Annotated in this window: 17 protein-coding genes; 13 read left to right on the top strand and 4 right to left on the bottom strand. The window is 34.4% G+C overall.

Annotated elements, in window-relative coordinates:
• Positions 1 to 18: 18 nt before the first annotated feature.
• The gene (gene gyrA, locus KCG49_RS02700) at positions 19 to 2,556 is read right to left on the bottom strand and encodes a DNA gyrase subunit A (protein ID WP_218544648.1); all 2,538 of its coding nucleotides are present in this window, start codon (positions 2,554 to 2,556) and stop codon (positions 19 to 21) included.
• Between the two features lie 260 nt (positions 2,557 to 2,816).
• On the opposite strand from gyrA, the gene KCG49_RS02695 reads away from it, so the two are divergent.
• Both KCG49_RS02695 and KCG49_RS02690 read left to right on the top strand, forming a co-directional pair.
• Positions 2,817 to 5,372: an ATP-dependent Clp protease ATP-binding subunit gene (locus KCG49_RS02695; protein ID WP_218544647.1), complete on the top strand. Its 2,556-nt coding sequence runs from the start codon at positions 2,817 to 2,819 to the stop codon at positions 5,370 to 5,372.
• 80 nt (positions 5,373 to 5,452) lie between these two features.
• Complete coding sequence (locus tag KCG49_RS02690; protein WP_218544646.1) at positions 5,453 to 5,830, top strand: hypothetical protein; 378 nt, start codon at positions 5,453 to 5,455, stop codon at positions 5,828 to 5,830.
• A 4-nt stretch (positions 5,831 to 5,834) separates the two neighbouring features.
• Here the strand turns inward: KCG49_RS02690 and hutH are convergent, their stop codons facing one another.
• Positions 5,835 to 7,370, bottom strand: a complete 1,536-nt coding sequence (hutH, locus tag KCG49_RS02685; protein WP_218544645.1) for a histidine ammonia-lyase — start codon at positions 7,368 to 7,370, stop codon at positions 5,835 to 5,837.
• Positions 7,371 to 7,497: 127 nt separating this feature from the next.
• Here hutH and KCG49_RS02680 point away from each other — a divergent pair, with 127 nt between their 5' ends.
• Entirely contained in the window at positions 7,498 to 8,850 is a 1,353-nt protein-coding gene (locus tag KCG49_RS02680) for a TlpA family protein disulfide reductase (protein ID WP_218544644.1), read from the top strand.
• 101 nt (positions 8,851 to 8,951) lie between these two features.
• A complete protein-coding gene (locus KCG49_RS02675; protein WP_218544643.1) occupies positions 8,952 to 9,992 on the top strand; it encodes a TlpA family protein disulfide reductase in 1,041 nt (346 codons plus the stop codon).
• 59 nt (positions 9,993 to 10,051) lie between these two features.
• On the opposite strand, the gene KCG49_RS02670 is transcribed toward KCG49_RS02675, so the two are convergent.
• Positions 10,052 to 11,611, bottom strand: a complete 1,560-nt coding sequence (locus KCG49_RS02670) for an NAD(P)H-hydrate dehydratase (RefSeq protein ID WP_218544642.1) — start codon at positions 11,609 to 11,611, stop codon at positions 10,052 to 10,054.
• Between the two features lie 254 nt (positions 11,612 to 11,865).
• Here KCG49_RS02670 and thrA point away from each other — a divergent pair, with 254 nt between their 5' ends.
• The 5 genes from thrA to KCG49_RS02645 all read left to right on the top strand — a co-directional run bounded on the left by thrA (position 11,866) and on the right by KCG49_RS02645 (position 18,353).
• Positions 11,866 to 14,340, top strand: coding sequence for a bifunctional aspartate kinase/homoserine dehydrogenase I (thrA, locus tag KCG49_RS02665; RefSeq protein ID WP_218544641.1), 2,475 nt, complete (start codon positions 11,866 to 11,868; stop codon positions 14,338 to 14,340).
• A gap of 46 nt (positions 14,341 to 14,386) precedes the next feature.
• Positions 14,387 to 15,310, top strand: coding sequence for a homoserine kinase (locus KCG49_RS02660; protein ID WP_218544640.1), 924 nt, complete (start codon positions 14,387 to 14,389; stop codon positions 15,308 to 15,310).
• Positions 15,311 to 15,333: 23 nt separating this feature from the next.
• The gene (gene thrC / locus KCG49_RS02655; protein ID WP_218544639.1) at positions 15,334 to 16,629 is read left to right on the top strand and encodes a threonine synthase; all 1,296 of its coding nucleotides are present in this window, start codon (positions 15,334 to 15,336) and stop codon (positions 16,627 to 16,629) included.
• The gene (locus tag KCG49_RS02650) at positions 16,626 to 17,150 is read left to right on the top strand and encodes a GNAT family N-acetyltransferase (RefSeq protein WP_218544638.1); all 525 of its coding nucleotides are present in this window, start codon (positions 16,626 to 16,628) and stop codon (positions 17,148 to 17,150) included. Before thrC ends, KCG49_RS02650 begins: the two co-directional genes overlap by 4 nt.
• A 114-nt stretch (positions 17,151 to 17,264) precedes the next feature.
• Complete coding sequence (locus KCG49_RS02645; RefSeq protein ID WP_218544637.1) at positions 17,265 to 18,353, top strand: T9SS type A sorting domain-containing protein; 1,089 nt, start codon at positions 17,265 to 17,267, stop codon at positions 18,351 to 18,353.
• Positions 18,354 to 18,475: 122 nt separating this feature from the next.
• On the opposite strand, the gene holA is transcribed toward KCG49_RS02645, so the two are convergent.
• Positions 18,476 to 19,483 (bottom strand): DNA polymerase III subunit delta, encoded by a 1,008-nt coding sequence (holA, locus tag KCG49_RS02640; protein ID WP_218544636.1) that lies wholly within the window; start codon positions 19,481 to 19,483, stop codon positions 18,476 to 18,478.
• A 115-nt stretch (positions 19,484 to 19,598) separates the two neighbouring features.
• On the opposite strand from holA, the gene KCG49_RS02635 reads away from it, so the two are divergent.
• From KCG49_RS02635 to KCG49_RS02620, 4 genes are all read left to right on the top strand, one after another.
• A complete protein-coding gene (locus tag KCG49_RS02635) occupies positions 19,599 to 20,048 on the top strand; it encodes a type I restriction enzyme HsdR N-terminal domain-containing protein (protein ID WP_218544635.1) in 450 nt (149 codons plus the stop codon).
• A complete protein-coding gene (locus KCG49_RS02630) occupies positions 20,049 to 21,041 on the top strand; it encodes a glycosyltransferase family 2 protein (RefSeq protein WP_218544634.1) in 993 nt (330 codons plus the stop codon).
• 184 nt (positions 21,042 to 21,225) lie between these two features.
• A complete protein-coding gene (locus KCG49_RS02625; protein ID WP_218544633.1) occupies positions 21,226 to 22,083 on the top strand; it encodes an OmpA/MotB family protein in 858 nt (285 codons plus the stop codon).
• Between the two features lie 118 nt (positions 22,084 to 22,201).
• Positions 22,202 to 22,582, top strand: a complete 381-nt coding sequence (locus KCG49_RS02620; RefSeq protein ID WP_218544632.1) for a Rid family detoxifying hydrolase — start codon at positions 22,202 to 22,204, stop codon at positions 22,580 to 22,582.

Genomic DNA, 22,582 nt, shown 5'->3' with positions numbered 1-22,582 from the left:
TAATTTTATTGTTAATTTTTAGTTTTCGGTTTCATTATTATCAATAGCCGTGCCATCTTCGTTAGGCTCTTGACTATCAGTTGTCTCTATGTCAATATCTTCGGTTTCATCTTCATCGTCTTTCATAACTTTAGCCACAGCTGCTATAGAATCATTACCTTTCAAGTTAATAAGTTTTACGCCTTGTGTGGCTCTACCCATAACGCGTAAATCTGCAACCTCCATACGTATGGCAATTCCAGATTTATTAATAATCATAAGATCATCATCATCGGTTACGTTCTTAATGGATACTAAGTTACCTGTTTTTTCTGTAATAGAAATAGTTTTTACTCCTTTTCCTCCTCTATTGGTAATTCTGTAATCTTCTAAGCTAGAGCGCTTTCCGTAGCCATTTTCTGAAACTACAAGGATATTACTGTCCATATCATCTACAGCAATCATACCAATTACTTCGTCAGTTTTTTCATCTTGAAGCCTAATACCTCTTACACCAGATGCGTTTCTGCCCATTGGTCTAGTTTTAGCTTCTTCAAAACGAATAGCCTTACCAGATTTTAATGCTAACATCACTTGACTTTCCCCAGTGGTAAGCTTGGCTTCTAATAATGTATCATCTTCTTTAATTGTAATTGCATTGATACCATTAGTTCGAGGTCTAGAATATTGTTCTAAAGATGTTTTCTTTACTTGCCCCTTCTTAGTCGCCATGATAACATAATGACTATTGATGTAATCTTCATCTTTAAGATCTTGAGTACAGATAAAGGCCATTACCTTATCGTCTTGCTCAATATTTATAAGATTTTGAATTGCTCTACCTTTTGAAGTTTTAGAGCCTTCTGGAATTTCGTAAACGCGCATCCAGAAACATTTTCCTTTTTGCGTAAAGAATAGCATATATTGGTGGTTAGTGCCCACAAATAAATGTTCTAAGAAATCCTCGTTACGTGTAGTAGATGCTTTTTGGCCTACTCCACCTCTATTCTGAGTTTTATATTCGGTAAGTGATGTACGCTTAATGTAACCTGCATGAGAAATAGTAATCACTACTTTTTCATCTGGTATCATATCTTCAATACTTAGGTCACCTCCTGCATATTCTATAACCGAACGACGCTCATCTCCATATTTATCTCTGACTACTTCTAGTTCTGATTTAATGATATCCATACGACGATCCTTCTTTTCTAGAATATCCTTAAGGTCTTCTATGGTTTTCATCAACTCTTCATACTCAGCACGTAATTTATCTTGCTCTAGTCCTGTTAATTGACGTAGACGCATCTCAACAATAGCCTTAGCTTGTAGCTCAGATAATTCAAAACGTTCAATTAACTTTGCTTTTGCTTCTTCTGCATTTGCAGACGCTCTAATTAGTGCAATTACTTCATCTATATTATCAGAGGCAATGATTAAACCTTCTAGGATATGAGCACGTTCTTCAGCTTTACGTAGTTCGTACTTGGTACGTCTTACAACTACATCGTGTCTATGCTCTACAAAATAATGGATGAGCTCTTTTAAATTAAGAAGTTGTGGTCGCCCATTGACTAATGCAATATTATTGACACTAAAAGACGATTGTAACGCTGTGTATTTATATAATTTATTAAGAACAATATTTGGAATAGCATCACGCTTCAATACATAGACGATACGCATTCCATTTCTATCCGACTCATCTCTAATGGTAGAAATTCCTTCAAGCTTTTTATCATTAACCAAGTCTGCAGTCTTTTTGATCATGTCTGCTTTATTCACTTGGTAAGGAATCTCATTTACAATAATGCACTCACGCCCGTTAACTTCTTCTATATTGGCCTTGCCACGCATTACTATACGTCCGCGACCTGTGTGGAAAGCTTCTTTAACACCATCGTATCCATATATGGTACCTCCTGTTGGAAAATCTGGAGCCTTTATATGCTGCATTAATTCATCAATCTCAATATCATTATTGTCGATATATGCGATTGTACCATTTACAACTTCAGTAAGATTGTGCGGAGGCATATTTGTTGCCATTCCGACCGCAATACCAGAAGCTCCATTGACCAACAGGCCAGGAATACGCGTCGGCAAAACAGTTGGTTCTTCTAGAGTGTCATCAAAATTAAGCTTATGATCTACAGTCTCTTTGTCTATATCTGCTAACATGTCTTCAGAAATCTTTCGCATACGTGCTTCTGTATATCGCATTGCTGCGGGGCTATCGCCATCTACAGAACCAAAGTTACCTTGGCCATCAATTAACATGTAACGTAAGCTCCATTCTTGAGCCATACGTACCATAGTGTCATAAACAGATGTATCACCATGTGGATGATACTTACCCAAAACTTCACCAACAATTCTTGCTGACTTTTTGTGTGCTGTATTTGCTCTAACACCCAGCTCATGCATACCATAAAGTACACGTCTATGCACTGGCTTTAAACCATCTCTTACATCTGGTAACGCACGTGACACAATGACTGACATTGAGTAGTCAATGTAAGCCGATTTCATTTCATCTTCAATGTTAATTGGAATGAGTTTTTCTCCTTCTGCCATATATAAAATAAATTAGTTTTTGTAGGTTTTCAAAACGTGCTAATATAACCAATTTAGTAGTGTTTATTGAGACTTTGAAAGCCTATTTTAGGAGTTTTTATTAACAATTTTTAATATCTTTTTCGTTAATAAGTATCCTAAATTTTACTTTGATTTAAAAAGGTTTTTTAGTCTATTCGTTTATCTATAATAATTAAGGTATAGTTTTTGACATATAGATAATATGTTTTTACTATTTTTAATGCAGAAAGGAGTTTACTATGGACGATAATTTTTCCCCAAGAGTTAAAGATGTTATAGCGTATAGCAAAGAAGAAGCCTTGCGTTTGGGTCATGATTTTATTGGTACCGAACATTTAATGTTGGGCCTTTTACGTGATGGAAACGGAAAGGCAATAGATATATTAAGTTCATTGGATGTAGATCTCAATCACTTAAGACGAAAAGTAGAGATTCTGAGTCCTGCCAATCCTAATATTACCACAACATCCAACGAAAAGAAAAACTTGCATTTAACCAGGCAAGCAGAACGTGCTTTAAAAACAACGTTTTTGGAAGCTAAACTGTTTCAAAGCACCTCAATAAATACCGCACATTTGTTATTGTGCATTTTAAGAAATGAAAATGATCCAACGACTAAGCTATTGAACAAACTTAAAGTGGATTATGATAACGTAAAAGAAGAATTTAAATCTATGATTACTAGCGACGATGATTACCTAGACGAACTAAAAGCAGAATCATTCTCTGATGACGATATTAATGATCAAGAAGATGACGCTAAGCAAAATCCGTTTGGAAGCGGCCAGTCTAGTAAAACGAATAAAAAGTCTAAGACACCTGTTTTAGACAACTTCGGTAGAGACCTAACCGTACTTGCCGAAGAAGGTAAATTAGATCCTGTAGTGGGTCGAGAAAAAGAAATACAACGTGTATCCCAAATTTTAAGTAGAAGAAAGAAAAATAACCCGCTTCTAATTGGAGAACCTGGTGTAGGTAAATCTGCCATTGCAGAAGGTCTTGCACTAAGAATTGTAAAACGTAAAGTATCTCGTACCCTATTCAATAAACGTGTTGTTACTCTTGATTTGGCAAGCTTAGTTGCCGGCACAAAATATAGAGGACAGTTTGAAGAACGTATGAAAGCTGTTATGAATGAGTTAGAAAAGAATGACGATATCATTCTTTTTATTGACGAGATTCATACTATTGTTGGTGCTGGTGGCGCAACTGGAAGCTTGGATGCCTCAAACATGTTTAAACCTGCACTTGCAAGAGGTGAAATACAATGTATTGGCGCTACAACTTTAGATGAATACAGACAGTACATTGAAAAAGATGGTGCTTTAGAGCGTCGTTTTCAAAAAGTAATAGTAGAGCCTACTACGGTTGAAGAGACAATAGAAATACTTAATAATATTAAGTCTAAATACGAAGAACATCATAATGTAGATTATACTGATGAAGCTATTAAGGCTTGTGTCAAATTAACAAATCGTTATATGACAGAACGTTTCTTACCAGACAAAGCTATTGATGCTTTGGATGAAGCTGGATCTCGTGTTCATATTACTAACATTGATGTCCCAAAACAGATACTTGAATTGGAGCAACAACTTGAAAAAGTTAAAGAAACCAAGAATAGTGTCGTTAAAAAGCAGAAATATGAGGAAGCAGCAAAGCTACGTGATGATGAAAAACGATTAGAAAAAGAGTTGGCTTCTGCTCAAGAGAAATGGGAAGAGGAAACAAAACAGCATCGCGAAATTGTTACTGAAGACAATGTAGCTGATGTGGTTTCAATGATGACTGGCATTCCAGTAAATAAAATTGCACAAACAGAGCTTAACAAATTAGCAAAGTTGCCAGAACTAATAAAAGGAAAAGTTATCGGTCAGGATAATGCTGTTGCGAAAGTTGTTAAAGCCATTCAGAGAAATAGAGCTGGACTAAAAGATCCTAACAAGCCAATTGGGTCATTTATTTTCCTAGGACAAACTGGTGTTGGTAAAACGCAATTAGCAAAGGTATTGGCAAGCGAATTGTTTGATAGCAATGAAGCGTTAGTACGAATTGATATGAGCGAATACATGGAAAAATTTGCCGTATCTAGACTTATTGGTGCACCTCCTGGCTATGTTGGTTATGAAGAAGGTGGGCAATTAACCGAAAAGATTAGACGCAAGCCCTATGCTGTTGTACTTTTAGATGAAATTGAAAAGGCTCACCCAGATGTCTTTAACATGTTATTACAAGTGTTGGATGATGGTTATTTAACAGATAGTTTAGGTCGTAAAATAGATTTTAGAAATACCATAATTATTATGACCTCTAATATTGGTGCTCGTAAATTGAAAGATTTTGGTACTGGTGTTGGCTTTGGTACATCCGCAAAAGAAGCCCAAGAAACAGACTATGCGAAAGCAGTCATTGAAAATGCACTTAAAAAAGCCTTCGCGCCTGAGTTTTTAAACAGGATAGATGATGTCATTGTTTTCAATACTCTAGAAAAAGAAGATATTAATAAAATCATTGATATTGAATTAGTTAAGCTTATCAGTAGAATTAAAGATTTAGGTTATAACTTAAAACTGACTGACAAGGCTAAAGACTATATAGCTGAAAAAGGATTCGACAGGCAATATGGTGCAAGACCACTCAATAGGGCTATTCAAAAATATGTTGAAGATGCACTTGCCGAAGAGATAATTAATGCTAAAATTCAGGAAGGAGATACCATTACTATAGATTTGGACACTAAAAGTGATGAGCTTAAGATTAAAATTAAAAGTTCGAGTAAGACAACAGAATCTTAAGTTATTTAAATAATTATAATTAAAAACTCTTTCCATATGAAAGAGTTTTTTTTATCTTAACGATTCATAAGAATTACATCATGAAAGAAACCCTAACTTTCGACTTTTGTGATATTACGATTTATGATAATTATCTCGTTGTTGTAATAAAAGAAGGCATAAATATAAAACCAAAGTACAATGATGTTTTGGTTGAAGTAGCAGATACATACTATCCAAATAAACCATTTGTATATATAACACATAGAATAAATTCTTATTCCGTAGATCCAAAAATCTATTACAAAATCGTTAAAATTAAAAATTTAAAAGGCTTTGCTGTAGTCTCCAATAATTACCAAGCCAAGATCAATGCACAGATAGAACAAAGATTTTTTACAAAACCTTTTGAAATATTCACTAATTTAAAGCATGCTTTTAAGTGGGCAGATGTACTTACAAAAAATGATGCGCTTTAATTTGTTAGTGCTTCTCTACTCCATAGTTATTTAAAAATAATTCTTCGACCTCTATATCTACATCATTTAAAAACTGGATCGAAGCTTCAATATCATCATGTAGCACTTGGTCTTCTTTTATAAATGGAACCACTTTTCTGTAATGTTCTAAAAACGATTCCAATAAAGGTGATGTTTTTAATGGTCTTCTAAATTCTAAAGCTTGTGAAGCATTCATCAATTCTATGGCAATGACACGTTCTACATTTTTAATTAATCTATAGGCTTGTGTTGCGGCATTAGCTCCCATACTCACATGATCTTCTTGGCCATTGCTAGAAACAATACTATCGATACTTGCTGGAGTCGCCAATTGTTTATTTGCACTTACAATACTTGCAGCTGTATATTGAGGAATCATAAAACCAGAATTCAACCCAGGATTGTCGACCAAAAATGCTGGCAATCCACGCAATCCTGAAACCAATTGAAATGTACGCCGTTCAGAAATGTTACCAATTTCTGCCATGGCAATTTTTAGATAATCCAACGCTAAGGCCAAAGGTTGACCATGAAAATTTCCACCAGAGATAATCAAATCCTCTTCATAAAAAATATTGGGGTTATCAGTAACAGCATTAATCTCAGTTAAAATCACTTTTTCCACAAAATCTAAGGTATCCTTGGTGGCTCCGTGCACTTGTGGTATACAACGGAAAGAATAGGGATCTTGCACATGCTCTTTCTGCCTTTCTATAAGTTCACTTCCTTTTAAGAGTTCATTAAAACGCTTTGCGACTTTTCTTTGTCCAGGATGAGGCCTTACTTCATGTACCAAATCATGAAAAGGATCTAAACGACCATCAAAAGCATCCAAGGAAATAGATGCTATAATATCTGCCATGTACGAAGTTTTATGAGACATTAGCAGCAAATAAACACCGTAAGCACTCATAAATTGTGTACCATTCAGCAAAGCTAAACCTTCTTTGGCTTCAAGTTTTATAGGTTGCCAATCAAACTTGTCCAAGAGCTCTGACGCTTCGTAATTTTTCCCATCATGCACAACACATCCTTTTCCCAATAGCGGTAAAGCCAAATGTGCCAAAGGAGCCAAGTCACCTGAAGCTCCTAAAGAACCTTGAGTATATACAAAAGGGAAGATGTCATTATTAAAAAAATCGATCAACCGGTTTACAGTATCTAATTGTACTCCACTATGTCCGTAACTCAGTGACTGAATCTTTAAAAGCAGCATCACTTTTACTACAGATTCTGGTACGCGGTCACCAGTGCCACAAGCATGGGACATTACTAAGTTTTCTTGAAGTTTAGTTAAATCCTTATTAGAAATTTTAGTATTGCAAAGTGACCCAAACCCTGTATTTATACCATAAATAGGCTTTTCATTTTTGGCAAGCTTATGGTCCAAATACGTTTTGCAAGCTTTTATTTTTTCAATCGAGGCATCAGAGAGTTTTAACTTTTTTTTGTCATTAAAAATATTGTATATCGTAACAATATCTAAGGCATCAGAAGAAATGATATGATAGTTATTCATAAAAACAATTATAATACTTCAAAAGTGAGAATATTTTTTGGTTTCACAACATATTGTTAATAATTCACCCTTCTTTGAATTTAAGATTTTCAATGTTTATTTTTGAAAGAGACCAAAACATTAAGTTATGAAACGTTTATTAATTATATGCATAGCAGTAACAATGTATACCTGTAAAGAAGAGCCAAAAATTGATTATGCTCTTTTTTCTGGTAAAGTTGAAAATCCAGCAGACAAAGTAATTACTGTCTATGATGGCAGAGAAAAGGTAAAAGAAATGGCTTTAAGGAAAGACGGAACTTTTGCTGACACACTCACAATTGAATCGGGTTACTATAGGCTAAGTCACGACAAGGAAAGCTCATCGATATACCTTTCTCCTGGCGATAATATTAATGTAACATTGAATTTTGAAGAATTTGATGAAAGCCTTACTTACTCTGGAAATGGAGCAGGAAACAGTAACTACCTTGCCAGAAAATATTTAGTTGAGGAAAAAGCCAATTTTGATGTTGCCAAAATATTTGCCTTGGAGGAAAATGAATTTATCTCCAAATTGGATGAGAGAAAAGCATCTAAAATGAAATTACTCAAAGAAGCTAAAGATGTAACGAAAGATTTTAGAGCTCTTGAAGAAAAAAATATTGAATACGATTATTTATCTAACCTCCAGAATTATCAATCATACCATTCTTATTTTTCCAAAAAAGAAGATTTTATGCCTTCTGATAATTTTATGAACTTAATTGAAACCGTTGATTATAACAACGAAGAAGACTATGATAAACTGAATAGCTACAAAAGATTAACACAAAGCTATTATTCAAATAAAATTAGTAATAGTGATAATCCGTCTGAGATTTTTAGAACATTAAATACCAAAGCCTTTCCTGATCTTAAAAAGGATCTTGCAAATAGCTTAATCTACAATATAAGTCCAAACAATATGTACAATGAAGCCTATTACAATGGATTAATGAATATGTCATCAGACGAAAAGTACAAAGAGAAGCTCAAAGCTAAGTATGATAAAGTAATGAAATTAGCTAAAGGAATGCTATCGCCAAAATTTGTTAAGTATGAAAACCATAAAGGGGGCACAACCTCCTTAGAAGATTTAAGAGGGAAATACGTTTATATAGATGTTTGGGCGACATGGTGTGGTCCTTGTATTAGGGAAATCCCATCACTTAAAGAAGTAGAAATACTATTTCATGATAAGAATATTGCTTTTGTAAGCACCTCTATCGATAAAGCTGAAAAACATAAAGAATGGGTAGAAATGGTTGAGGAAAAAGAGTTGGGAGGAATACAATTAATCGCAGATAAAGATTGGAACTCCCAATTTGTTCAAGACTATGCTATCGAGGGCATTCCACGATTTATATTAATTGATCCAGATGGTAATATTGTCGATGCAGATGCGCCAAGACCTTCAGACCCTAAGCTTATTGAAATGTTCAAAGAACTAAAAATTTAATATGCTTCTAGTAAAGCCTAAAAAGTCTTCTCTTTATGTGGAGGCTTTTTTTATTGAATTTATTAAAGAATGTTTACTTTTATCCTCGAAAAAAAATTATGATGAAAAGATTATTAATATTTAGTTTTATACTTATTCTATCTGCATGCAAAAAAGAACAGTCAAGGGATTATGCTACAGTTTCTGGAAAAATAGAAAATGCACACGAGAGTGATACGCTCATGATCTTTAACGAAAACGCATATAAAAAGATTATTAGAATAAAAGAAGATGGTACTTTTAAAGATACTCTAAAAATTAAAGAAGGAGATTATACGTTTAAGCACGGTAATGAATTTGGACAGATATATCTCAAAAATAACTTTGATTCTTCTCTTACATTTGATTATGACAATTTTTTGGAGACTACAACCTTTAAAGGAGATGGCTCGGATATTAATAATATGAATATGCAGTCCATACGTCTTGTAAATAAATATTTAAATAAAGAGCTGGCTGAATACGGTACAAAAGAAGATATTGATAAGGCAATTGAAAATTACAGGTCAGATTATTTGGCACTGACCAATGAATATGCTTATGTGGATTCTACTCATTTACATATAATGAACAATAGTAGAATAATGATAGAAGAACAGTTTAAATTTTTAGTGGCTCCAAGATTAGAAATACTTAAAGATTTCCCCAAAGGCAGTGCAGCACCTAAATTTATCAATTATGAGAATTTTGCCGGTGGTACCACATCGCTAGATGATCTAAAAGGTAAATACCTTTACATAGATATTTGGGCTACTTGGTGCCCACCGTGTATTAAAGAAATACCATCCTTAAAAAAGCTCGAAAAAGAATTTGAAGATAAAAATATTCAATTTGTCAGTATTTCAGTAGATGGCGGAAGAGGTTATGATGGAGATAAAGCTAAAGCTTATGAGGGTTGGAAAAAAATGGTTGCTGAAAAGGAATTAGGAGGAATACAATTAATCGCAGACAAAAGCATTAGATCAGATTTTATTTTAGACTTTAAAATCGATGGAATTCCTAGATTTATCCTGCTAGACCCTGACGGCAATATAGTTAGTCCAAACGCACCAAGCCCATCAAGTCCTAAATTGGTAAAACTATTTAATAGTTTGGATATCTAAAATCTAAAATGCCAATACAAATCACAAGAGTATTAAAGTCTTCATTTTTGAAGACTTTTTTATTGACCTTCATCTTCACTGTTTTTAGGTTGATCTTGCTCTGGTTGTTTAAACAAATCGATATAGGCTTCCCCAATAGTTTCAATAATATGACTGGCTATTAAGCTTTGATAACCATAATCCTCTAAAGAAATATCCGCAGATCTTCCATGCAGATATGCACCAAAAATTGTAGCAGCTAACGGTTCATAACCTTGTGCTATTAGACCAGAAATAATACCTGTTAAAACATCACCACTTCCTGCAGTTGCCATACCAGGATTGCCTGTTGTATTAATATATAATTTATCCCCAAAAACTGTAATTGAATTTGCACCTTTAATCAAAACTATAACACTATGCTTTTTTGAAAATGCTTTTGTTTTTTCCAACTTGTCAAAATCATCAGACCACTTCCCTATTAATCGCTCTAATTCTTTTGGATGTGGAGTTAAAATAGTGTGTTCTGGCAGAAGCCTTAGTAAGGTCTTCTTTTTTGATAGAATATTTAGACCATCAGCATCAATCACTAAAGGAACTTTGTTCTTTTTCAAAAAGATTTCTAATGCTTTTATGGTTTGATTAGCCGTGCCAAGGCCTACTCCAACTCCAATGATAGTTGGTTCAATATCAAAATTTATTGTGTTAATAAAATCAGTCTCATTATCAGTAATGACCATCGCTTCAGGCAAAGAGGTCTGAAGACTGTGGTAACCGCATTTTGGTACATAAGCTGTAACCAGGCCTGCTCCAGAACTTAAGGCTGCCCTACTCGCTAAATTCACAGCACCAATTTTCCCATAACTTCCGCCGAGTATCATAACATGTCCAAAATCTCCTTTATGCGAAAATTTTTCTCGGGTCTTATACAACGGTAAAACTTCAAACTTTGATATAAGCTCTACTTCAGTTTCGGTCTGCATTAAATAATCTCTATCAATTCCAATATCTAAAACCTCCCATTGTATGGTATATTTTGCTGTTTCTGGTAAAAAGAATACCAATTTTGGAGACTGAAAACTCAAAGTGTAACCAGCATATGCTACAGCATTTTCATCCTCTACCGCTCTATCCGTGTATAATCCTGATGGGATATCTATGGCCAAAGTAAATGCTTTTGACAACCGCCATCTTTCAAATAACTCTTTAACCCAATCATTTGGAGGACGATTCAATCCAATTCCAAAGACTGCATCAACGATAATATCTTTTTCTGCAATCGTAATTTCAGAAAAATCACCACTGCAACTTAACACTTTAGGCCAATCTTTAGTTACATTTTTTATGCGATCGTAATTAATTAAAAAATCCTTAGAACGCTTATCACTACAGTTAATAATGTAGGTTACAACATTATAACCATGTGTAATTAAATGTCTTGCCAACACCAAACCATCGCCTCCATTATTACCAATACCACAGAATACATGGATAGGTACTTGCGCACCTTGCATTCGTGCATGGATCCAATTGAAAATTTGAGTTCCTGCACGTTCCATTAAATCAGTAGATGCTATATTCTGGCGTTCAGTGGTCAATTTATCTCCTTCATATATCTGTACTTTAGAAAAAACTTTCATAAAATTACCTAACTATTTACAGCGAAAATTAGCTTCATCATTTATTTCGCAATTAATTTTTTTATTCTCGTAAAAATAATACATTTGAAATGTAATGAACAAAAAATAAACATAGCAGAAAATACTGTGATTAAAACCCATTCAATCTTTACTTCTACATGTTTTTTTATAACGACCCTTTGGGTTGTTTCATTATAGTTTTCCGTAATATTATCAGTCCATAAAAGACCATTGTCCATTTAAATTTATAGTATATGAAAGTTCTCAAGTTCGGTGGAACTTCAGTAGGTTCAGCCAAAAATATAAACAAAGTCATATCCATTTTAGAACAACAGTCGCAAGACTCTAAGCTGGCAGTTGTCGTATCTGCTGTTGGTGGCATTACAGACAATTTGTTGGATGCTGGTAATTTAGCTTGTTCAAAAGATGAAGCCTACCTGACTCATTATAATGCTATTGCTTCTACGCATAAAAAAGTTATTGAAAAACTCTTTGAAGATTTTAAAACCGATAAAAGCTCGCAAAAAAAGCATGACGAATTACAAAAAATAGTTTCAAAGAAGTTAGATGGGCTAAAAAAGCTTTTAGACGGAATCTATTTAATAAACGAACTTTCGCCAAAAACAAAAGATAAACTATTAAGTTATGGGGAGATGTTATCCTCAACCATAATTCAGAAGACACTAGCATCTCGAAACCTCGATGTCGTTTTAAAAAATTCACAAGAACTCATTACAACGGATTTAAATTTCAATAATGCCGCAGTAAATTTTGAGATAACCAATGCCAACATTAATACATTCTTTACTTCAAATGCTAATAAAATTGTTGTACTCCCTGGTTTTGTCTCTAAATCGTTAACAGGAGAGCTTACAACTTTGGGGCGTGGTGGTTCAGATTATACATCTGCAATTATAGCTGCAGCCACATCTGCAGAAGAGCTACAAATATGGACAGATGTTAGTGGTATGTTTACGGCTAATCCAAAATTGGTAAAACACGCTAAGCCAATCACAAACCTTACCTATCAAGAAGCCGTGGAACTTTCCCATTTTGGTGCTAAAGTACTGTACCCGCCAACTGTAATGCCCGTTTTAAGGAAACAAATTCCTATTGTGATAAAAAACACTCTACAACCAGATGCGGTTGGAACTACGGTTTCTAAAGAGCATAAACCCAATGGACAATCACCTGTTAAGGGAATTAGTAACATAGACCATGTTGCATTACTGACCTTACAAGGCAACGGAATGGTTGGTATTCCAGGTTTTAGCAAACGGTTGTTCGAGACCTTGGCGCAAGAGAAAATCAATATTATTTTAATCACACAATCCTCGTCCGAGCATTCTATTTGCTTCGGAATTTCAGAGCATAATGCTCTACAGGCCAAAACTGCTATCGATACTACTTTTGAGTACGAAATCGCGCTTAAAAAAATAGACCCAATAATCGTAGAAACTGATTTATCTATTATCGCAGTAGTAGGAGATAATATGAAAAGCCACCAAGGTATAAGTGGTAAAACCTTCAGTACTTTGGGAAAAAACAATGTAAATATTAGAGCCATTGCACAAGGAGCTTCAGAGCGTAATATTTCTGCTGTAATTCATAAAAACGACGTCAAAAAATCGCTTAATGCTTTGCATGAGCGCTTCTTTGAGGTCAAAACCAAACAAATCAACTTATTCATCACAGGTGTAGGTAATGTTGGAGAGCGCCTCATTGATCAAATTCAACAACAGCAATCATTCCTGAAAAAAAACCTACAGATTAGTCTACGCATTGTTGGCATGTCCAACTCTCGAAAAATGGTCTTTAAAGATGATGGAATTAATTTAGAAGATTGGGTTTCAGAATTTGATTTTGCTGAAAAGTCAAGTATTAATGGGTTTTACAAAAAGGCCGTAGAAATGAATCTTAGAAATAGTATTTTTGTTGATGTAACCGCCAGTGAACAAGTTGCTAACATCTATTCAGATTATTTAAAGCATAGTATAGCTGTTGTAGCTTGCAGTAAAATTGCATGCTCAAAAGATTATGAAACGTATAAAAACCTTCATGACTTATCAAAAAAATACAATACGCCTTTTCTTTACGAAACTAATGTTGGAGCAGCTTTGCCAATTATAAATACCTTAAATAATTTGGTGAGTTCTGGAGATAAGGTTACTAACATACAAGCCGTATTATCCGGTAGCTTAAACTTCGTTTTCAATAATTTTAGCGATAAGAATAATTTTCATGATACAGTTAAACGTGCCCAATTTGAAGGTTATACAGAGCCAGATCCCAGAATTGACCTTAGTGGAATTGATGTTGCCAGAAAGGTACTTATTTTAGCAAGGGAAAATGGAGCTGCTATGGAAATTGAAGATATTGAAGTAGAACCATTTTTAACCAAAGCCAATCTTGCAAGCACTTCCGTTGATGATTTTTATGAAACATTACAGCAAGATGAAGCCCATTTTCAAAAGCTGTATGCTTCTGCAGAGGCTAAGAATTGTCAACTAAAATATGTTGCGGAATACGATAATGGTAAAGCAAAAGTTGGGCTACAAGAAATCCCTGAGGGTCATCCATTTTTTAATTTGGAAGGTAAGGACAATATCGTGATGTTCTATACGCAACGCTACCCAAGACAACCATTAATTGTTAAAGGCGCTGGCGCTGGTGCAGATGTAACGGCTTCTGGTTTATTTGCGGATATTATACGAATTGCCAATAATTAGAATTTGCATTATGCTGTCTTACAAAAGATAACCGAAGTAAGTTAACATGAAAGAAATTAAAATATTTTCACCTGCAACCGTAGCAAATGTCGCTTGTGGTTTTGATGTGCTTGGTTTTTGTCTCGCTACTATTGGAGATGAAATGATTATAAGGCAAACAGATAAAAAAGGCATCAAAATTGTTAAAATTGAAGGCTATGACTTACCTTTTGAAGTTGAAAAAAATGTAGCAGGAGTTTCAGCCTTGGCTATGTATAACGATTTGAAACCCGATTGTGGTTTTGAAATTGAAATTTACAAGAAAATAAAACCAGGAAGTGGTATTGGTAGTAGCTCAGCAAGTGCTGCAGGTTCTGTTTTTGGCATGAATAGTTTACTAGGCAACCCACTAAATAAAACACAATTGACCAATTATGCCATGAAGGGAGAAGCTCTGGCAAGCCAATCAGAGCATGCTGATAATTTGGCTCCTGCAATTTTTGGAGGTTTTACATTGGTAAAGTCAACACATCCTTTACAAATTATAGAACTCCCCACTCCATCAGGATTATATGTCACTTTAATTCATCCGCAGATAGAAATAAAAACATCAGAATCTAGGGCTATTCTACCAAAAGACATTCCTCTTAAAAATGCCATAACACAATGGGCAAATGTTGGTAGTTTGGTACACGGTTTACACACCTCTAATTACGATTTAATTAAGGATTCCTTAAACGATGTAGTCATTGAACCCCATAGAAAACAACTGATCCCTCATTTTGATAACATAAAATCACATGCAATGGAAGCTGGTGCTTTGGGCTGTGCCATCTCGGGTTCTGGTCCTTCCATTTTTGTATTGAGTAAAGGAGAAGTGGTTGCTAAAACTGTTGAGCAAGCTCTGCGTAACGTGTATTCAGAAACTGGTGTTGCATTTGAGACTTATGTTTCCGAAATTAACACAGAGGGCATAAAAATATTAACATAACTGATATCTACCACACATCATAAATGAAATACTACTCACTAAATAAAAAAGCACCTAAAGCAACCTTTGAGGATGCCGTTGTAAGAGGTCTCGCACCGGATAAAGGTTTATATTTTCCTGAAAAGATTACTCCATTACCATCTTCATTTTTTGAAACTATTGAAGATAAGCCCAATACTGAAATTGCTTTTGAAGCCATAAAACAATTTATAGTACCTGAAATTCCTGAAGCCATATTAAAAACCATTGTAGAAGACACCTTGAATTTTGATTTCCCCATAGTTGAAATCAACAAAAATATTTCAACATTAGAGCTATTTCATGGGCCGACTATGGCATTCAAAGATGTAGGAGCTCGATTTATGGCACGATGTTTAGGGTATTTCAACAAAAAAAATCCTAATGAGGTGACCATTTTGGTTGCTACTTCCGGGGATACAGGCGGTGCAGTTGCCAATGGCTTTTTAGGAGTCAAAGGTGTAAATGTAGTTATTCTTTATCCAAGTGGAAAAGTGAGTAATATCCAAGAAAAACAACTCACAACCTTAGAGCAGAATATAACAGCTTTAGAGGTCGATGGTGTTTTTGATGATTGCCAAGACATGGTGAAACGTGCTTTTATGGATGAGGAATTGACCAGCAAAATGCAACTGACTTCTGCCAACTCTATAAACATTGCGCGTTGGTTACCACAACTCTTCTATTATATGTTTGCTTACAAACAGCTAAAACCGAAATATAAGGACATTGTATTTTCGGTGCCTAGCGGAAATTTTGGCAATATTTGTGCTGGTATGGTCGCTCAAAAAATGGGCTTGCCTGTAAAACATTTTATTGCAGCAAACAATGCAAACAATACGGTTGTTAATTACATGGAAACCCAGTCTTATAAACCAAAACCATCAGTACAGACCATTAGCAATGCTATGGATGTTGGCAACCCTAGTAATTTTATAAGAATCCAAGAATTGCACAACAATAATTTTGAAGCTTTAAAAGAAAACTTGTCGTCTTACAGTTATACCGATAGCGATACAAAAGCTGCACTTTTAGAGCTTTACAAAGACTACAATTACATTGCAGATCCGCATGGTGCTGTAGGTTATTTGGGTGCCAAAGCTTATTTAAATCAAAACAATGCACATGTAGTGTTTTTAGAAACTGCGCATCCAACCAAATTTTTGGACGTGGTTGAAAATGTGATCGAAAAAAGTGTACCACTTCCTTCACAAATTAAAGCAGTTATGGATAAAAAGAAAGTGGCAATTTCTATTGATTCATATGAGGAATTGAAAAAATTTCTATTGAAAAAGAAATGAAAAAAAATTCAATTTTTGAAACCCAAAGATTAATTTTAAGGCCTGTTAAAACTGAAGATGCCGCTTTTATTCTACAACTAATGAATACACCAAAGTGGATTCAGTTTATTGGAGATAGAAATGTAAAAACCGTTAAAGAAGCTGAGATTTATATTCAGGGAAAAGTATTTCCACAATTGGAAAAATACGGTTACACAAACAATGTCATCATAAGAAAAGAGGATGACACAAAGCTTGGCACGTGTGGCTTATATCATAGAGAAGACAGAGAAGATCCTGATATTGGCTTCGCATTTTTACCACAGTATGAAGGCAAAGGTTATGCTTCTGAAGCTTCGCATCAGCTTATGGTTACTGCAAAAGATGATTACGGACTAACTGAATTAAGCGCTTATACCTTAGAAGAAAACACATCTTCAAGACAATTACTTGAGCGTTTAGGCTTTAGTTTAAAGGGAATTGGTTCGCTACCAAATGACAATGCAGAACTGTTGCACTATCATCGTAAATTAGACTTTTAGAGCATTCGATAAACTCATCTTTTACATTTCATCCCCAAAAAACGTGGCTCACATAGTTTTTTAGTTACTAGATGAATAGATTGATACATTTATGCAGAATCCTGTATCCCAATTATGAAATCTATTTTATTAAGTGCCATTTTTTCAATGCTCTTTTCAGTAAGCATAGCGCAGCAGTTTATATTAGAAACAGGCTTGGATACTGCTCTAAGTGAAACTTCTGGGTTACTCTATATAAATAACACACTCATAACACATAATGATACAGCGTCTACTAATCAGTTGTTTGATGTAGATACGGAGACTGGTGCCGTAACCAGAACAGTAACTATTACAAATGCTTCAAATACTGATTGGGAAGATTTAACGCATGATGACACTTACATCTATATCGGTGATTTTGGAAACTACCAAGGTGACCGAACTAACTTAAAAGTTTATCGTATTACTATTGCAGATTATTTTGCAAGTAATTCTATTACAGCAGAAATTATAAATTTTAGTTATAGTAATCAAACCGATTTTACTACAAGTCCATTAGCTACAAATTTTGATGCAGAAGGTTTAATCCACTATAACAATACATTATATGTGTTCTCAAAAAATTGGCTTGATGGTAACACTAATATTTATGAGTTACCAAAAACACCTGGTACACATAGCATTTCTCTAGTCGACACCATTACTGCGCAAGGCTTAGTTTCTGGAGCGACATATAATCCGCTAGATGGCAGCATTTTTCTAACAGGCTATGATTCCAATGGCGCATTTTTAATTCAATTAAGTGGATATAGTTCAGGTTTATTTTCAAATGGATCTGTTGTAAAAACTTCTATTGCTGTTCCGACAAATTACTCACCGCAAATTGAAGGTATTATTCCTATTAATGCTACAGAATACTATGTATCTGCAGAGGAAATTTCGGGTAATGCTTCAGGTTTATATAGTTTTAACACCTCTACCTTAAGCATATCAGATGTTGACATAAAAGATGTTTCCTTTTATCCGAATCCTGCAAAAGGTTTAATCACTATAAATCGTAACGGTTTTGAAACAAAAATTTATTCAACCCTAGGCGAATTGGTTATGATATCTTCAAAAAAAGAGATTGATATTTCTAATTTGGCTCCTAATATCTATTTGGTGAAAATTGAAAGTAATACAACTGATTATTATACTATCAAGCGGTTGATTATCAAATAATTAATTAGATGTTTAAAGATTTAGCTAATTTTAGTCAAATGGCTTCTTCTAAGGTTATTAATGATTAAAAAAGATAGTGATGTTCTCTGTTTTGTCGTTCTAAACTCGTTTCAGAATCTGTACTATCCTAATATGCGAACCAACAGCTCTTTCAATAAGTCGCCTTGCGGTACAGCATTAGACCCTACACCTTTGCTCTTAACATCAAATTCACGTAGCAGGGCAATAACAGAACTGACTTTTTTCATCGGATAGTTTCGAGCAGCAGTTAAGTACTCATTTACAAAGTAAGGATTCACTCGTAATGCCGACGCCACGTTGCGTGGATTCTTATCGTGCATACCATGCAAATGCAATAACTGTGAAAAGAAGCTAAACAACAACGATACGGTCACTACCATTGGGTTGTCCTTTGGGTTATCCGCAAAGTATTTCGCAATTTTATGCGCCTTTACGACATTGCGTTCACCTACAGCTTTTCGCAATTCAAAATTATTGTAATCTTTACTTATACCAATATTCTCTTCAATATGTTCTGGAGTTATCTGTGTACCTTTTGGAAGTACAATTTTTAACTTATTGAGTTCGTTGTTTACCTTACTTAAGTCTGTTCCCAAAAATTCAACCAACATCTGTGCAGCTTTGGGAGAAATATCATAGCCCTGCCCTTTCAATACGTGTCTAATCCAGTCTGGCATTTGATTATCATAAAGCTTTTTACTATCAAAAACGACTCCCCCATTTTTGCTGATGGCTTTATATAAAGCTTTTCGTTTATCTAGCTTTTTATACTTATAGTTTATAACTAAAACTGTCGTTGGTTGGGGGTTTTCAGCATATGGAGTTAATTTCTCAATAGTTCTACTTAAATCCTGCGCTTCCTTAACAATAACCACTTGCCGTTCTGCCATCATAGGATAGCGTTTGGCATTGCTTACAATATCATCGATAGATACATCTCTACCATAAAGTACCATTTGGTTAAATCCTTTCTCAGCTTCATCCAAAACATTATCTTCAATAAAATCGGAAATCTTATCAATATAATACGCCTCCTCTCCCATTAAAAAATAAATAGGTTTAAGGTCTCCTTTTTTTATTGCTGAAACAAGTAGTTTTACGTCGTCCAATATCTTAATTTGTAAGTCAGTTAGAGCTTTAACCTTGGTCAGAGTATCGAGAACTTCTCGATAAAATTTTCCACGAAAATTACTCGAAATGACATTATAATTTTAATTTTGTGCAGTGCAAGAACTCAACTTTCCAAAGTTTGAATACCGTTTCAAAAGTACAGAAAATAAAGTTTCTATTTTTGATGTTATTCGGAAAAAATTCATCATTCTTCAACCCGAAGAATGGGTGCGTCAACATTGTATGCATTATCTTATCAATGAAAAAAAGTATCCTAAATCCCTAATTAACGTTGAGAAAGAACTGACCATTAATGGGTTAAAAAAGCGATATGATATTGTTGTTTTTAATTCTGATGGTAGCATTCACTTAATAGTTGAGTGCAAATCCTATTCGATAAACATAAATCAAGACACCTTTGATCAGATTGCACGCTATAATTTAGCATTAAAAGCTAATTACTTAATGGTAACCAATGGTTTAAATCATTATTATTGCCAAATGGATACTGAGAATGAATGCTATTCGTTTTTAAAAGATATTCCGAATTACACTAAACCATAAATGTTACAAACCAAGGACATAGCTGTTGTTATTTTAAATTGGAATGGTAAAGATCTGCTAGAGCAGTTTTTGCCATTAGTAATTAAACATTCAAATGATGCCAAAATCTATGTAGCTGATAATGCATCTACGGACAATTCCGTTGCTTTTGTTACTGAGCACTTTTCGACAGTGAAATTAATTCAGAATACTGAGAATGGTGGTTATGCCAAAGGCTATAATGATGCATTAAAAATAGTTGAAGAACCTCTACTCTGTTTGCTCAATAGTGATGTAGAAGTTACTCCGAATTGGTTACAGCCCATAGTTGAAGTATTTAATTCTGATAGTGATACAGCTATAATTCAGCCCAAGATTTTAGACTATAAAAATAAATCGCTTTTTGAATATGCTGGTGCAGCTGGTGGATTTATAGACAAGTATGGTTATCCCTTTTGTCGCGGTCGCATTTTTGATACGATTGAAAAAGATAACGGTCAGTACAACGATATTAAGACTATTTTCTGGGCTTCGGGTGCATGTTTTTTTATTAGAAATTCTGTTTTTAAAACGCTCAACGGTTTTGATGAAAGCTATTTTGCACATATGGAAGAAATTGATTTGTGTTGGCGTGCATTCAATAGTAATCATCAAGCTAAATATGTCGGAACTTCAACCGTTTATCACCTTGGTGGTGCCACATTAAATGATACAAATCCAAAAAAAGCATATCTCAATTTTAGAAATAGCTTATTCACATTGGTAAAAAACACGGATAAAAATGTTTTTATTAGAACTGTAATTAGGATGAAACTCGATGGTGTTGCAGCATTCCGGTTTTTGATGCAACTAAAACCACATTACTTTCTTGCGATACTTAGAGCGCACTTGTCCTTTTATAAAAAATTGGGGACTATTTTAAGGCAAAGAAAGCAACTTTCCAAACGCCCAAATTATTATAAAATCAATTCTATAGTATGGTCTTACTTTGTAAAAAAGAACAAGACATTTTAATTCTATTGGTTAAATTTTCTTTGAACGAGAAGTTATTCATATTTCAAAATACTTAAATTAATTTTCGACCAGTATGCTTTGTTTATAAAACTGTTAAAAGTTTTGTTAATCCATGTACACACACCTTATCTTTTCTATAATTTTGAATTGTTATAATTAGCAACTAAAAAATTCCATTCAAATTATGAAAAAACTAATGTTATTAAGCGTTTGCGCTATGCTATTACTGGCATCGTGTGTGTCGAAGAAAGAGTATGCAGCACTTGAAGCTAGACAACAAGAAACTCAAGACTTATTAAATAGTGCCACCGTAAAACTTAACAAGTGCCTTTCAGATGCTTCTGCGGCGAATGCCAGAGTAGAAACCATGAAAGATCAATTGGCAGATTTGCGTAAAGCCAATCAAGATTTGATTGATACTAAGGGTAATCTAACAACCTTAACACAAAAAGGTGCTGATAATCTCGAAAAATCTTTAGAGAGTTTAAAAGAAAAGGATTTAAAAATTTCACGTTTACAAGATGCCTTAAGCAAAAAAGATAGTGTTACACTTGCTTTGGTTTCTAGCTTAAAGAAAGAAGTTGGTATTAACGATCCAGATATTGAAGTTAACGTAGAAAAAGGCGTTGTTTTTATTTCTATTGCTGATAAGTTATTATTTAAAAGTGGAAGTTACAACGTTACCGATAGAGCTAAAGAAGTATTGGGTAAGGTTGCCACTGTTATCAATGGTAAGCCTAATTTTGAAGCCATGGTAGAATCTCACACTGACAATGTACCTTACAACAAACCACCATTACTTGATAATTGGGATTTGAGCGTAAAACGTGCCACATCTGTAGTACGTGTTTTGGAAAGTTTAGATGTAAACCCTCAAAAGTTAATTGCAGCTGGTCGTAGTTATCATGTACCTTTGGTTGAAAACGATACTGCAGCGAACAAGGCCAAAAATAGACGCACACGCATTATTGTACTTCCAAAAATCGATGAGTTTTATGAAATGATTGAAGAGGAAATGAAAAATCTTTCTGCGGAAAATTAATTTCTTTTGAACATTAAATATTTAGACCCAGTGCATTTGCATTGGGTTTTTTTATAAACTGTAGTTCACCACACTTTTGAAATAATTCTCTTAAATTTGGTGTAATATCCAACTCAAAATGAAAAAAATAATAAATACAGCAAAAGCACCAGCACCAATCGGTCCATACAATCAAGCAGTATTAACCAGAAACACACTTTACACCTCAGGACAAATTGCTTTACATCCTGAAACAATGGAACTGGTTATGGATACTATCGAAGTAGAAACCAAACAAGTTATGGAAAACATGAAAGCGGTCTTGGCAGCTGCAGACATGACCTTTGACAATGTGATTAAAACCTCTATTTTTATTAGCGACATGAATAATTTTTCAAAGATTAATGCTGTTTACGCTCAGTACTTTGATGAAGCTACAGCGCCAGCCAGAGAAACCGTTGAAGTCGCCAACTTACCTAAGTTTGTAAATGTTGAGATTAGTATGATTGCGGTCAAGTAG

Origin of the sequence: Winogradskyella luteola (assembly GCF_019203985.1) — a bacterium.
Taxonomy (GTDB): Bacteria; Bacteroidota; Bacteroidia; order Flavobacteriales; family Flavobacteriaceae; genus Winogradskyella; species Winogradskyella luteola.
The sequence above is the reverse complement of the archived record's forward strand: the minus strand, read 5'-3'. Positions and strand labels throughout refer to the sequence as shown.

What these genes read in the sequence shown, in the direction of transcription:
- gyrA (WP_218544648.1), bottom strand. Translation starts at nt 2,556, where the DNA reads ATGGCAGAAGGAGAAAAACTCATTCCAATTAACATTGAAGATGAAATG.
- KCG49_RS02695 (WP_218544647.1), top strand. Translation starts at nt 2,817, where the DNA reads ATGGACGATAATTTTTCCCCAAGAGTTAAAGATGTTATAGCGTATAGC.
- KCG49_RS02690 (WP_218544646.1), top strand. Translation starts at nt 5,453, where the DNA reads ATGAAAGAAACCCTAACTTTCGACTTTTGTGATATTACGATTTATGAT.
- hutH (WP_218544645.1), bottom strand. Translation starts at nt 7,370, where the DNA reads ATGAATAACTATCATATCATTTCTTCTGATGCCTTAGATATTGTTACG.
- KCG49_RS02680 (WP_218544644.1), top strand. Translation starts at nt 7,498, where the DNA reads ATGAAACGTTTATTAATTATATGCATAGCAGTAACAATGTATACCTGT.
- KCG49_RS02675 (WP_218544643.1), top strand. Translation starts at nt 8,952, where the DNA reads ATGAAAAGATTATTAATATTTAGTTTTATACTTATTCTATCTGCATGC.
- KCG49_RS02670 (WP_218544642.1), bottom strand. Translation starts at nt 11,611, where the DNA reads ATGAAAGTTTTTTCTAAAGTACAGATATATGAAGGAGATAAATTGACC.
- thrA (WP_218544641.1), top strand. Translation starts at nt 11,866, where the DNA reads ATGAAAGTTCTCAAGTTCGGTGGAACTTCAGTAGGTTCAGCCAAAAAT.
- KCG49_RS02660 (WP_218544640.1), top strand. Translation starts at nt 14,387, where the DNA reads ATGAAAGAAATTAAAATATTTTCACCTGCAACCGTAGCAAATGTCGCT.
- thrC (WP_218544639.1), top strand. Translation starts at nt 15,334, where the DNA reads ATGAAATACTACTCACTAAATAAAAAAGCACCTAAAGCAACCTTTGAG.
- KCG49_RS02650 (WP_218544638.1), top strand. Translation starts at nt 16,626, where the DNA reads ATGAAAAAAAATTCAATTTTTGAAACCCAAAGATTAATTTTAAGGCCT.
- KCG49_RS02645 (WP_218544637.1), top strand. Translation starts at nt 17,265, where the DNA reads ATGAAATCTATTTTATTAAGTGCCATTTTTTCAATGCTCTTTTCAGTA.
- KCG49_RS02630 (WP_218544634.1), top strand. Translation starts at nt 20,049, where the DNA reads ATGTTACAAACCAAGGACATAGCTGTTGTTATTTTAAATTGGAATGGT.
- KCG49_RS02625 (WP_218544633.1), top strand. Translation starts at nt 21,226, where the DNA reads ATGAAAAAACTAATGTTATTAAGCGTTTGCGCTATGCTATTACTGGCA.
- KCG49_RS02620 (WP_218544632.1), top strand. Translation starts at nt 22,202, where the DNA reads ATGAAAAAAATAATAAATACAGCAAAAGCACCAGCACCAATCGGTCCA.